Genomic DNA, 13,695 nt, shown 5'->3' with positions numbered 1-13,695 from the left:
TTATACTAAAAATCAACAATAAATTCCTTATTTACTTAAACTTAATATTACTTATTATAAATTATAAACAATATAATTTTATAAGTAAATTTTATATTCATTTTGAAAAAAGAGCTGACATACTGCATATAACTTATATAAAATAAGTCCCTTATGCAATATATCGGCTCTTTATTTTATCTTTACATTATCTTTCCCTATTGCTTTATTTAAATCTTCCAAAAGCCTATCAGAGATTTCAACCCACATTGACCTTGAAGCCATAAACATCTGTTTTGAATCTTTTAATACTATATAAACAGGATTTAAACCTTTGTATTTAATTAACAGAGGCTTTAACTCTTCAATCTGTTTCTTCCATAATAAATCATTAAGGCGAATATACACCCTTTTTATATCATTATCCATTTTCTTTTTTAAAGGTTCAATTTCCTCAGCTATAATTTTAGGCTGCTCATCTTCCTTTATGCTAACCCTTCCCTTAACTATTACCATATTATCTTCAAGAAGTATTTTACTACATTTTTGATATATTTTAGGAAAGACTAATACCTCAACTGCTGCAATCATATCCTCAACTTTTATAAATGCCATTATATCATTCTTTTTTGTTGATTTTATATTAACTTCAGATATTATACCTGCAAGAATAACTTTTTGCCCATCTTCAATTTTTGACTGGCTTATTATTCCTTCTTCATTTTCTATTGTTACAATATCAGATATCCTTATGTTAGTTAATAACTCAATCTCATCAGAATAATCTTCAAGGGGATGTCCACTTATATAAAGACCAAGCATATCCTTTTCCATTGCAAGAAGATACTTTTTATCAAACTCTTTTATATCAGGAAAATCATCCATTTTAGCAACTTCTTTTATAGAATCCATTGCAAATAATGAAATTTGTCCTTCAATGTTTTTTTTCTTATCATTTATAACTGAATCTATTACTCTTTCATAAACATTTAAAAGCTGTGATCTTTTAAGATTAAAAGAATCAAAAGCACCTGCTTTTATAAGGCTTTCTATAGTTCTTTTATTTACTTCAGAAAGATTAACCCTTGCACAAAAATCTGTAAAGCTTTTAAATGGCCCCTTTTCCTCTCTTGCAGATATGATGGAATTTATAGCACCTTTTCCAACGTTTTTTATTGCAGCAAGTCCAAATCTAATTTTATTCCCTGCTACCGAAAAGTTAACATTACTTTCATTTATATCAGGAGGCAAAACTTCAATCCCCATCTTTTTGCAGGCATATATATAAAATGCAATCTTTTCATTACTACCCATAACGCTTGTTAAAAGGGCAGTCATAAATTCAATAGGATAATACCTTTTAAGATATGCAGTTTGGTATGCAACAACAGCATAAGCTGCAGCATGGGACTTATTAAATGCATAACTTGCAAAATCCATCATAAGATCAAATAGCTTATTTGCAACCTCTTCACTAATTCCATTTCTAATAGCACCTGGTACTATAACATTGTTATTTTCATCTAAAAGTCCATATATGAAATTTTTTCTCTCTTGCTCCATTACCGAATGCTTTTTCTTGGCCATGGCTCTTCTTACAAGGTCAGATCTCCCCATAGAATATCCAGCAATGTCCCTGACTATTTGCATAACCTGCTCTTGATATACCATACATCCATAAGTAACATCAAGAATAGGCTTTAATTTATAATCAAGATATGTTATCTCTTCAGGGTTATTTTTATTTTTTATATAAGTCGGAATTTGATCCATAGGACCAGGCCTGTATAGGGATATACCTGCAATTATGTCCTCAAGGCTTGAAGGCTTGAGTTCTTTCATAAAGTTTGTCATTCCTGTAGATTCAAGCTGAAATATCCCTTCAGTACTGCCTTGTGATATCATTTCATAAACCTGCTGATCTTCGTAGTCTATATAATCAAGATCAATATTAATTCCTTTATCTTTTTTAATTAAGTTTACTGCATCCCTAATAACAGTTAGAGTCCTTAATCCTAAAAAGTCCATCTTTAATAGACCTAATTCTTCTAAAGTAGACATTGGAAATTGCGTTACAATTATATCTTCATTCTTTGATAATGGCACATATTCAACAATTGGAGCTGATGATATTACAACTCCCGCTGCATGTGTTGATGAATGCCTTGGTAACCCTTCAAGGGACTTTGATATATCTATAAGATGCTTAATTCTCTCATCTTCTTCATATATCTTTTTTAGCTCAGGATTTATTTCAATGGCTCTATCTATTGTCATATTAAGTTCAAAGGGTATCATTTTAGCTATTGCATCAACTTCTGCATAAGAATAATTAAGGGCTCTTCCAACATCTCTAATAACTGCCCTTGCAGCCATAGTTCCGAAGGTTATTATCTGTGCTACCCTGTCTTTCCCATATTTTTCTACAACATAATCTATAACTTCTTGTCTTCTCTCATAGCAAAAATCTGAATCAATATCCGGCATGCTTATTCTTTCAGGATTTAAAAACCTTTCAAACAAAAGATTGTACTTTATAGGATCAATTTTAGTTATTCCAAGGGTATAAGCAACTATAGAGCCTGCAGCACTTCCTCTTCCAGGACCTGTCATTATACCTTTTTCCTTTGCAAATCTTATAAAATCCCAAACAATAAGGAAATAATCTACATATCCCATCTGTTCTATTACCGAAAGCTCATATTCAAGTCTTTCGATTACCTCTTTAGAAGGATCTTTATATCTTTTATATAATCCATCAAAACAAAGCTTTCTTAAATATTCTCTTGAACTTACACCATCAGGAGTATCAAACTCTGGGAGTTTAGTTTTATTAAACTCCATTTTAACATTGCACTTCTGGGAAATTTTTATAGTATTTTCTATAGCTTCAGGAACAAAACCAAAAAGTTCTATCATCTCTTTAGGTGATTTTAAATAAAACTCATCCGTTGGAAATTTCATTCTGTCAGAATCATCTATAGTCTTTGTTGTTTGTATACATAAAAGTATCTCATGTGCTGATGCATCTTCTCTATTTATATAATGGACATCATTTGTAGCAACAAGACCTACTCCTGTTTCCTTTGAAAGCTTTATTAAATCTTCATTAACCTTTTCCTGCTCTTTTATGCCATGATTTTGAAGCTCAAGATAAAAGCAGTCTTCTTCAAATATGTCTTTGTACATTATAACCTTATCCTTAGCCTCGTTATACTTCCCCTCTAAAAGAAGCGATTGAATTTCTCCTCCAAGGCATGCACTTAAAGCTATCAAACCCTTTGAATACTTTTTTAATAGCTCATAATCTACCCTTGGTTTATAATAAAATCCATCAATAAAGGCACAGGAAACTATTTTCATAAGATTTTTATATCCTTCATTGTCCTTTGCAAGAAGTACAAGATGGTAATTAGAAGCATCATAAGAGTTTTCCTTTTTATAAAGGCTCCTTGGGGCTAAATATATTTCACAACCAATTATTGGCTTTATACCTTCTTCAATACAAGCCTTATAAAAATCAACGACTCCATACATAACACCATGGTCAGTTATTGCAAGGGATTTCATATTAAGTTCCTTTGCCTTTTTCACAAGTTTTTTAATCCTTGCAGAACCATCAAGAAGGCTGTATTCTGTATGAACATGAAGATGAACAAAGCTTTCTAACTGCAAATTTTTATCATTCATTAATAATGCCTCCTATTTTTTTAGTGCCTTAGCGCTCAAAAGAGCCTTCCCAACAAGTTCCCTGCTTTTATCAAGAGTCATTTCAATTTCAACCTTTGAAATATTACGACCAGTTTCTATTATTTGAGTATTTACATTAATTACAGAATCTATCTGAACAGGCTTAACATAATAAACAGTAAAGGAATCAACAATGATATTTAGATGATTTTTTTGAGTTAATGCTAAAGTACCAATTGTTGACATGATAAGGCTTAGGACACTCCAACTTGCTGTACCTATTGAACTTAACATTTCAGGAACAATTCTCCCAGTAAATTTCATTCCTTTATCAGTATTTGTATAGGTAAAATTCTTTAAAACAAGGTCTTCTATTGTTTCTCCAACTTGAGGCTGTTTATTTATATATTGAAGAGCCATAATAACATCTTCACGGCTTATAACACCAACAAGCTTCTTATCCTCAACTACAGGTATGAGCTCTATTCCTTCCCAAACCATAATATGTGCAACATAGGCCACTGATGTCTTAGGAGTAACGACAACAGGGTTGCTTGTCATAAAATTTATTACCATCTCATTATCTTGAACATTTGGCTCTATGTCTTTTATAGTTATAACTCCCACAACTCTATCATATCTATCTAATACTGGAAACCTTGCATGTTTTGTTATTTTAATCATTTCCTTTAAATAACCTATAGTATAAGAAGTTTTAGCGTAAACAACATCGGTTTTCATTATATCTTCTACAAGGATTATATCCTTTTTAATTAAATTTTCAGATATAGCCTTATTTATCATTGACGCAGTAGTAAAAGTATCATAGGAACAGGATATTATAGGAAGCTCATTTTTATCTGCAAGAGCCTTTATCTCTCCACTGCAACCAAATCCCCCTGTAATTAAAACTGCACAGCCATTTTCAAGAGCAAGCCTTTGCGCATCTTCCCTGTTTCCAACTATTAAAAGGTTACCTGGAGTTATATATTTCTTCATCATATCAGTTGTCATAGCACCTATAACAAACTTATTAAGGGTTTTATATAAATAGTCCTTTCCTCCAAGCACTGTCCCTTCAACTATATTAACAACTTCTGCATAATTCAAACTCTCAATATTTCTTTTTTCCATCTTTTCAATTCTTACAGTTCCAACTCTTGGAATAGTGGTTACAATCCCTAAAGCCTCTGCATCTTTAATTGCCCTATAAGCTGTACCATCACTTACATTGAGCTCTGATGCAATAAAACGTACAGATATTTTAGTACCAACTCTTAAATTCTTTATATATTTAATAATGTCCTCATGTTTTGACATTTGTTCACCCCTATTAACTATTTTTTAGTACCCACTATCCTTAAGCTCCTCTGCAATTTTTTCAATTTTTCTAAGCCTATGGTTTACTCCAGATTTACCCAGAGGAGGATTTAACATTTCGCCAAGTTCCTTTAAAGATACATCAGGATATTTTATTCTCAGATCTGCTATTTCTCTAAGACCTTGAGGCAGTTTTTTTAGCCCAACCTTTTCTTTTATATATTCAATTGCTTCTATCTGCCTTACTGCGGCATCAACAGTTTTGTTTAAATTTGCAGTTTCACAATTTACAAGCCTATTCACATTATTTCTCATTTCCTTATAAATTCTTACATTTTCAAGATTTAAAAGTGCCGAATGGGCTCCTATTATATTAAGAAGATCTATTATCTGATCCCCTTCTTTTAAATATACCACATAGCTATTTTTCCTTTGAATTATTTTTGCTGTAAGTCCAAATGAATTTATAAGTTTTGTAAGTTCTTCTGCCTGTTCAATACTGTTTACAACAAACTCCATGTGGTATGTTTTCTCTGGATTGCTTATTGAACCACCTGCAAGAAAAGCACCCCTTATATAGGCTCTTTTACAGCAGTTCTTTTTTATTATGTTGCTGCCTATTTTATTACTAAAACTAAGCATACCATCTCCATGCTCTTTAAAAATACCTGTCTTTATTAGAATTTCCTTAGAACCCATTTCTTGATTTATAACAAGTATATATATATTATTTTTTTTAAGTGAATTACTCTTTTTCACAAGTATTTCAGTGTGAATTCCAAAAGCATTTTTAAGAAGAGTAAATATCCTTCTTGCAATTGCAGGATTTTCGGTTTGTATTTTAAAACTAAGCCCTTGACTTCCCTTTATACTTACTGTTCCGCTAATTCTTGTAATTGCAGCAAGTTCAGCTATCTGACAGCACCTTTTTTCTTCATTTATCCTGCAAAGCTCATTTTTTGCTATAGAAGAAAAAGACACTTTTTCACCTCCTGCTATTATTTATTTCTAACTCTATCTAAAAGATAATAATAATCTATAATCCTCTTTCTGTTTTTAGGAAAAACATATTTTAGTATTAGTTTCATTATAGCCTTTGAAAGTTTTTTTGTATCATGTCTTAAAAGGCCCATTGAATTTATATAAATAAAATCATCCTGTAGCACTTCTATATCTTTTGGAATGTTTTCTACATCTATTTCAACCATATCTTGAGAGTCTTCTTTATATTTTTTAAAATATTTTTCAGGTATAATACCGCTATTTGCAATTACAAAATCTATCATGCCTTTCCCACAATGGGACTCTATAGCCTTTATATGATCAGATAACTTATATCCATCGGTTTCACCCGACTGAGTCATTATATTAGATACATATATCTTTATCGCACTGGATTTTTTTACTCTTTCTGCAACTTCTTTTATAACAAGATTTGGGAGTATACTCGTATAAAGGCTTCCAGGCCCTATTACTATACAATCAGCATTGTCAATTGCATAGAGTGCATCTTCAAGAGGTTTTGGATTTTCAGGTTTTAAATATACTCTTTCTATCTTAGATTTATGTTTTATAGATTCTAAAGGTATATTGGATTCCCCCTGAACAATCATGTCATTTGAAAGTTTTGCACACAAGGTAACATCATTAAGGGTAACAGGATATACTTTGCCAGTTACTGCCAAAACATCACTCATTTTCTTTATTGCTTCTTCAAAATTTGCTGATATCCCATTCATAGCAGCAATAAACAAATTACCAAAACTTTGATTTTTAAGATTCCCCTCTTTGAATCTATATTGCATAAGTTCTTCCATAACTGGTTCAGTATGAGCAAGAGCAACAAGACAATTTCTTATATCACCAGGAGGCAGCATCCCAAATGTGTCTCTCAAAACTCCGGATCCTCCTCCATCATCAGCAACAGTAACTATTGCACATATATTTGATGTATATTCTTTAAGCCCTCTTAGCATAGTTGAAAGTCCTGTACCCCCACCTATTGCAACAATCTTTGGACCTCTTATTAAAAGCCTTTGTTCATATAATAAATCAGATATAGATTGCTTAGTTATTTTTGTATTTATGTTTGTTCCATTTATAAGTGCAAATATGCTCTTAAGTTCCATCTTCAAAGAAGCATACATCATAATTACACCAAGAAAAGCGATATAAATATAAAGTAAAAGATATGAATCAAATAAAGGCCCTCTAAAAAGAAGCTTTGAAATTCCAAGAACAAATATTGTTATACCTAAAAAGCCCATTAAAATCCATCTTTTTATCCTAAGTCCTGGCCTAATCCAATCAAATAAATTCATTATCTAACATCCCCCATAACATCATTAGACAAATCTCTATGAGTTATTAAAACTGTATGACCATTTTCCTTTAGCTTTTCATATATAGAGTTAGCAATTGTTACAGATCTATGGCGCCCTCCTGTGCAGCCAACAGCAATAACAAGCCTTGCCTTTCCTTCTTTTATATAATAGGGTATTAAAAATTCAAGTAAGTCATCAACCTTTTTTATAAACTCAACGGTTTCACTCCATTTTAATACATAGTCCCTAACAGGTATATCGTTACCTGAATAGTGTTTAAGTTCATCTATATAGTATGGGTTTGGAAGAAACCTAACATCGAAAACAAGATCCGCATCTATTGGGATTCCATACTTAAACCCAAAGGATTCAACTGTTATTACAAGGCTCTCAAACTTTTCACCTATTATGAATATCTTTCTAAGTTCTTCACGAAGCTGCCTTGTTGAAAGATTTGAGGTATCTATTATATGATTTGCCTTCTTTTTAACTTCCTTTAATCTTTCTCTTTCCTCATGTATAGCATCTATTATATTTCCATCGTTATTTAAAGGATGATTTCTCCTTGATTCTTTATACCTTTTAACAAGAACATTATCCGATGCATCAAGGAATAATATTTCATATTTATATCCCATGTTTTCAATTGATTTAAGGCTTTGGAAAAGTTCATCAAAAAAGCCTCTTCCTCTTATATCTACAACTATTGCTACTTTATCTATTTTATCCCCCGAAGCATAACATAACTCCGACAGCTTTGGAATCAGAGCCGGCGGGAGGTTATCTATACAAAAATATTGAAAATCCTCAAGACATCTTATAGCTTGTGTCTTGCCTGCTCCTGAAAGTCCTGTAACTATTACAAAACGCATTAAAATTCCTCCAATCTTTATTTTAAAGCGTTAACAATTCTATCCTCTGAAAGCCCAGCTTTTTTTGCTATTTCTATTCCTTTTTCAAAGTTTCCCACATCCTTTGGATTATGAGCATCGCTATCAATTGCAAAATATGCTCCTTCCTCCATAGCTATTTTAACATATTCTGATGTCATATATCCATGGCTTGAATTTATTTCAAGTATAGTTCCTCTTTTTGCTGCTGCCCTTGCTAAAATCCTTGTATCTATATCTACTTTAGCCCCTGGATGTGTTATTAAAAATATATCATATTTATTGATTGCTTTAACTAAAGCCTCAGTATTTAATCTCCTACATTCCCCTTTAAATGAAGGTATTATTTTTGAGAGTTTATTTTTAACAGATAGATTATAAAAGGATTTAAAGTCTTTTGGCATTGCTCCATTATGAAACCCTACAAGAAGTTTATCAAGCAATTTAATATCTTCCTCATCAACATCTATATCCCCATCACAGCTTATTATATTTGCCTCAACACCAAGCATAATTTTAATCTGTGGATATTCAGATTGCAGTTTATCTATTTTTTCTCTCATCTCTTTAAGCTGCTTTTTTCTTACTCCATAAAAAACATGAGCTGGCCCATGGTCAGATATTACTATCTCCTTTAAGCCCTTTTTTATGGCAGCTTCTACATTTTGCCTTATAGTCCCTTTACCATGGCTATACTTAGTATGAGTATGATAGTCTGCAAAAATCTTCATAGTTGTTCCTCCAATTTGTTCATCATTATTTCAAAATATATCATAGTCCCATCTCCTCTTCAATAATAATCTATGTAAAAAAGCATTTCGTATACAAATTTAAATTTAAAGCCCATAAATCTATTAATATCATACAGATTTACAGGCTTTTAGTTATTTTATAATTATTTATTTACAAGTATATTTTCAAGTTCCTTTATATATTTTTTATTCTGCTCCATTGTTCCAATTGATACTCTAAGCCATCCATCCATTCCAAACAGATATCCAGGCCTTACTATAATACCTCTTTTTAAAAGTTCATTAAATACTTCTTTATCGTTTCTTTTCACATTAACCATAATAAAATTAGCTTGGCTTTCAATATATTCAAGACCTAACCTTTTATATTCACAATATAAATATTCCCTTCCCCTGCTATTCTCATCAATAACCCTCTTTAAAAATTCTGTATCTGATAAAGCAGCAACTGCCGCTTGCTGTGCAATTATATTTGTATCAAAGGGTCCTACTATAGTATTAATATATTTAGCAATTTCTTCACTTGCAATACCATACCCACATCTTAACCCTGCAAGCCCATAAGCCTTTGAAAATGTTCTTAAAATTATCATGTTATCATATTTTTCAAGAAGTGGAACTGTTTGTGGGTAGTTATCATCTGTAACATATTCATAATATGCTTCGTCCATTACTATTATTACGTCCTTAGGTATTAAATCAAGCACACTAAAAAGTTCGTCTTTATTAATTATTGAACCTGTAGGATTGTTAGGGGTACAAAACCATAGAACCCTTGTCCTATCATTAATTGCATCAACCATTCCTTTAACATCAAGCATATAATTTTTCATCGGTACCTTAACAATCTTACCTCCCATAAGCACAGTACTATCCTCATACCTTTGAAAAGAAACTTCTCCCATTATTGTCTCATCACCATCATTTACAAACAAGTTGCATATAGCCTTAATCAAAGAGTCAGAACCGGTACTACAAAATATGTTTTCAACATTTACCCCAAGATATTTCGATAAAGCTTTTTTAAGTTCATAATTAGAAGCATCAGGATAGAGGTTGACTTTATCTGCAAACTCCTTTATAACATCGCAAACTTTTGTTGAGCACCCTAAAGGATTTTCATTAGAAGCAAGTTTTATAATATCATCAAGCCCTAATTCCCTTTTTACCTCATCGATAGGCTTCCCAGCCTGGTAAAGTTTCAATCCCAAAATAGCATCCCTAACTTTCATTAAATTTCCCCTCCCTTAAATTATTTAACAATATTTTTTATATTTTACAATATTCCAAATATTTACGTCAAACTTTTATTCATAGGGGACAGTTAGTGTGAAAATGTCCATTTACAAAAAAGGAAAAAAGTTCAAGCCAAGGGACGGTTACTTATTTCATACACAATATCAGCAAAATCAGGGGGATATCCATGAAATATTATGTTTATTTAATATAATAAGTAACCGTCCCTCCTGTTACTGTCATCTTTGACAACCCCCAAACTTTTTCATGCATTCGTTGTGGCTATTCATTAGTCATGGGTTGTTACTTATTTTATATAAATAAATACAATTTAAGATTCTATAAAAAAAATACCAGTATGCTATACAAGATAGCATATTGGTATTTTTTTAGTCTTCACCAATTATTTTTATTTCAGGCTCTAACATAACATTGAATTTTTCATAAACAACTTCCTGTACTTTTTTAATAAGCTCAAGCACATCCTTTGCAGTTGCATTATTGTAATTTATTATAAAACCTGCATGTTTTTCTGATACTTTTGCACCACCTATAGAATAGCCTTTAAGTCCAGCATCCTCAATAAGCTTTCCTGCAAAATGCCCCTCTGGCCTTTTAAATGTACTCCCTGCACTTGGAAAATTTAAAGGCTGTTTCTCAGCACGGCGTCTATTTAGTTCTTCCATCCTATTTTTAATTGCAATAACATCTCCTTTTTCCAATGCAAAGGTAGCTTCAAGCACAATATAGTTTTCTCTTTGAATTATGCTGCTTCTATAGGATAGTTGAAGTTCCTCCTTGTTAAAACAATAAAGGTTACCATCATAGTCAGTTAAAACTGCTGATTCTATAATATCCTTTATTTCAGGGCCATAAGCCCCTGCATTCATAGCAACAGCACCCCCAACAGTTCCCGGTATTCCTGAGGCAAACTCCATTCCCTTTAAGCTATTTTTAAGAGCCTCTATAGAAACATTTGAAAGGAATGCTCCTGCCTGTGCTCTAATCTTATTTCCTTCTACTTTTATATTATTTATAGATGTAAGTTTAATTACAGCTCCTTTATATCCACCATCTTTTACAACAAGGTTAGTCCCATTGCCCATAACAAAAAAAGGAATACTATTCTCTTTTAATATCTTTATTGCACTAATAACTTGCCATGTTTTTTCTGGTAATATGAATATATCTGCTGGTCCTCCTACTCTAAAAGAAGTATGATTTTTCATAGGTTCATTATATCTTATATGCTCTTTATCAATTATTTTTTCTAATTCATAGATTACTGCATCTAATATCATATATTCATCTCCTATAATAAAATTAAGCAATTACAGTATATTATATAATAAATGCATAAATCAAGCAAAATGTTACCATCTAAGGCCCTTTGGAAAATGATTTTTAATAACTCCTTTAACTGCTTTTCCCCAGCCTATAGGGTATCCATCAACGAGCACAAGGCACCATCCATCCTCAACTTTTGCTTTTATTACATCCCCCTTAAGATAAGATAATAAATCATCACTATTTGATGTAAAATTAACAGCTCTTTTAGCATCCTTGCTTCTTATTGCAAGTGCTAAAGCATGATTAGGTTCAAACCTATTCTTTTTAAAACTTCCAATGTGAAGCCCTAACCTTAATATCCTGAGCCCTTTTAAATCACATAAGTCTGATGGAAAACTATAAAGGTTTTCACCCGATAAATAAAAATTTTCCTTAATAATAGTATTTAAGTTTTCCTTTTCAAACTCAAAGTAATCTTTAAGCTGATTTTGTTTAACATTACTTTTTAAAGACATGTAATTAAAGTCATCGCCATCTTTTTTCCTTAAAAGAGCAATAAAATGACCTTCTCCCTTTAATCTATGCGGGAAAAGCCTTGCTGCTTTGCTTAGCTCATAGTTGTCAAAATATTCATATAGTCCTCTTGTAAATCCAAACTCTTTTTTTATTTCTACTATTTCAAATTCTTTATGTTTTTTAAGAAAATAATCTATTGTACCTTCATTTTCCTCAATGGAAAATGTACATGTTGAATAAACTATATATCCTCCAGGTTTTACCATGGTAGCTGCACAATCCATAATCTCCCTTTGCCTGGCTGCACATCCTTCAACATTCTCTATGCTCCAATCCTCTATTGCAGCTTCTTCCTTTTTAAACATACCTTCACCAGAGCAGGGAGCATCAACTATTATCTTATCAAAATACCCTTTAAATACTTTTTCAAGTTCCTTTGGAGAATTATTAGTTACAATTGCATTTTTAATTCCCATTCTTTCAATATTTTCAGATAAAACCTTTGCCCTTTTACCTTCAATTTCATTACATACTATTAGTCCTGATTCATTAAGATAGCAAGCTGCCTGAGTTGATTTTCCTCCTGGAGCTGCACACAAATCTAAAACTTTGTCTCCTTCATTTATATTTAAAGTTGGTACAACTGCCATTGCACTTGGTTCTTGTATATAATATAACCCTGCTTGATGATAAGGATGCTTTCCTGGTTTATCTTCATTTATATAAAAGCCTCTTTTTTCCCAAGGTACAGTTTCTAAAATGTCAAATGGAGAAATATCTTTAAAATCTTGTATGTCAATTTTTAATGTGTTTACTCTAATACCTTTTACCCTTTCTCTTTTAAGGCTTTCCAAAAAGCTATCATATTCATCCTTTAAAATAAACTTCATTCTCTCAAAAAAATTCGCAGAAAGTTTCATATCTCAACCTCTTTTAAAAAAACCGCCAGTAGGCGGCTTATTATTTTATAAGTTTTCCTTTTTTTCTTAAATATTCTTTAAGCTTTTCTTTATCGTTATTTATTATATGATCATCATCAATACCTGCTTTTTCAATAATCTCAACCGCTTTACTAAATTCTCCTACACTATAGCATATATGAGAATCTGTTCCAAGGGCAATTATATTTCCTTTTTTGGCAGCATGTTTTGCTATCAGACTGCAATTTTCATAGCTACCTATCCTCGAAACCCCAAGAGAGCTATTATTTATTTCAATCATAACGTTGTAGTATATAGCTGCATCTAAAACCTCATCTATTTCTATTGGAAACATAGGATTACCTGGATGCCCTATTATATCAACATATTTACTTTTCATAGCATTTATTAAAGCCCTTGTATTATCCTTTACACTTCCTGGAGTTATACAAACATCATGAAGGCTTGCAATAACTATTTCAATTTTCTCCATTCTTTCTTCGTTTAAATCAAGTTTTCCATCATAATCTACTATATTTGCTTCTATTCCTTTTAAAACTTCAACTCCATGAATATATCTTGGTATAACTTTTAAATTACCAAAATGAAATATGTGAGGCCCTCCTGGCATCGCTGGACCATGATCAGTCATAGCGATAAGTTCTATACCTTTTTTGCTTGCCTCAATACAATTTTCAATAATGGTACTATAAGCGTGACCACTTGCTACAGTGTGGGTATGAGTATCAACAACAAGTTTTTTCATATAACCACCCCC

10 protein-coding genes are annotated in these 13,695 nt (G+C 31.8%); all 10 read right to left on the bottom strand.

From position 1 onward, the window contains the following. Nucleotides 1-171: 171 nt before the first annotated feature. On the bottom strand, nt 172-3,669 hold the full coding sequence (locus FDN13_RS12610; protein WP_138980717.1) for a DNA polymerase III subunit alpha: 3,498 nt from the start codon (nt 3,667-3,669) through the stop codon (nt 172-174). 12 nt (nt 3,670-3,681) lie between these two features. Further along, nucleotides 3,682-4,989 carry a DRTGG domain-containing protein gene (locus FDN13_RS12605; protein ID WP_138980716.1) on the bottom strand — a complete coding sequence of 436 codons (1,308 nt, stop codon included), beginning with the start codon at nt 4,987-4,989 and terminating at the stop codon, nt 3,682-3,684. A 24-nt stretch (nt 4,990-5,013) separates the two neighbouring features. Then, nucleotides 5,014-5,970 carry a DNA-binding protein WhiA gene (whiA, locus tag FDN13_RS12600; RefSeq protein WP_138980715.1) on the bottom strand — a complete coding sequence of 319 codons (957 nt, stop codon included), beginning with the start codon at nt 5,968-5,970 and terminating at the stop codon, nt 5,014-5,016. A 17-nt stretch (nt 5,971-5,987) separates the two neighbouring features. Beyond that, nucleotides 5,988-7,310, bottom strand: coding sequence for a gluconeogenesis factor YvcK family protein (locus FDN13_RS12595; RefSeq protein ID WP_138980714.1), 1,323 nt, complete (start codon nt 7,308-7,310; stop codon nt 5,988-5,990). Continuing rightward, entirely contained in the window at nt 7,310-8,185 is an 876-nt protein-coding gene (gene rapZ / locus FDN13_RS12590) for an RNase adapter RapZ (protein WP_138980713.1), read from the bottom strand. The genes FDN13_RS12595 and rapZ overlap by 1 nt, the downstream gene beginning before the upstream one ends. A gap of 17 nt (nt 8,186-8,202) precedes the next feature. After that, nucleotides 8,203-8,934: a PHP domain-containing protein gene (locus FDN13_RS12585; protein WP_138980712.1), complete on the bottom strand. Its 732-nt coding sequence runs from the start codon at nt 8,932-8,934 to the stop codon at nt 8,203-8,205. Nucleotides 8,935-9,098: 164 nt separating this feature from the next. Then, nucleotides 9,099-10,187 (bottom strand): histidinol-phosphate transaminase, encoded by a 1,089-nt coding sequence (gene hisC / locus FDN13_RS12580; protein ID WP_138980711.1) that lies wholly within the window; start codon nt 10,185-10,187, stop codon nt 9,099-9,101. 393 nt (nt 10,188-10,580) lie between these two features. After that, entirely contained in the window at nt 10,581-11,492 is a 912-nt protein-coding gene (gene murB / locus FDN13_RS12575; protein ID WP_138980710.1) for a UDP-N-acetylmuramate dehydrogenase, read from the bottom strand. A gap of 72 nt (nt 11,493-11,564) precedes the next feature. Continuing rightward, nucleotides 11,565-12,917, bottom strand: coding sequence for an RsmF rRNA methyltransferase first C-terminal domain-containing protein (locus tag FDN13_RS12570; protein WP_138980709.1), 1,353 nt, complete (start codon nt 12,915-12,917; stop codon nt 11,565-11,567). A 40-nt stretch (nt 12,918-12,957) separates the two neighbouring features. After that, nucleotides 12,958-13,683 carry a phosphatase gene (locus FDN13_RS12565; RefSeq protein WP_138980708.1) on the bottom strand — a complete coding sequence of 242 codons (726 nt, stop codon included), beginning with the start codon at nt 13,681-13,683 and terminating at the stop codon, nt 12,958-12,960. Between the last annotated feature and the right edge of the window lie 12 nt (nt 13,684-13,695).

It is taken from the genome of Caloramator sp. E03, assembly GCF_006016075.1.
GTDB lineage: Bacteria > Bacillota > Clostridia > Clostridiales > Caloramatoraceae > Caloramator_B.
This window is presented reverse-complemented; position numbering and strand designations above follow the sequence as displayed.

Coding starts and splice junctions, on each gene's coding strand:
- FDN13_RS12610 (WP_138980717.1), bottom strand. CDS start 3,669: ATGAATGATAAAAATTTGCAGTTAGAAAGCTTTGTTCATCTTCATGTT.
- FDN13_RS12605 (WP_138980716.1), bottom strand. CDS start 4,989: ATGTCAAAACATGAGGACATTATTAAATATATAAAGAATTTAAGAGTT.
- FDN13_RS12595 (WP_138980714.1), bottom strand. CDS start 7,310: ATGAATTTATTTGATTGGATTAGGCCAGGACTTAGGATAAAAAGATGG.
- rapZ (WP_138980713.1), bottom strand. CDS start 8,185: ATGCGTTTTGTAATAGTTACAGGACTTTCAGGAGCAGGCAAGACACAA.
- FDN13_RS12585 (WP_138980712.1), bottom strand. CDS start 8,934: ATGAAGATTTTTGCAGACTATCATACTCATACTAAGTATAGCCATGGT.
- hisC (WP_138980711.1), bottom strand. CDS start 10,187: ATGAAAGTTAGGGATGCTATTTTGGGATTGAAACTTTACCAGGCTGGG.
- murB (WP_138980710.1), bottom strand. CDS start 11,492: ATGATATTAGATGCAGTAATCTATGAATTAGAAAAAATAATTGATAAA.
- FDN13_RS12570 (WP_138980709.1), bottom strand. CDS start 12,917: ATGAAACTTTCTGCGAATTTTTTTGAGAGAATGAAGTTTATTTTAAAG.
- FDN13_RS12565 (WP_138980708.1), bottom strand. CDS start 13,683: ATGAAAAAACTTGTTGTTGATACTCATACCCACACTGTAGCAAGTGGT.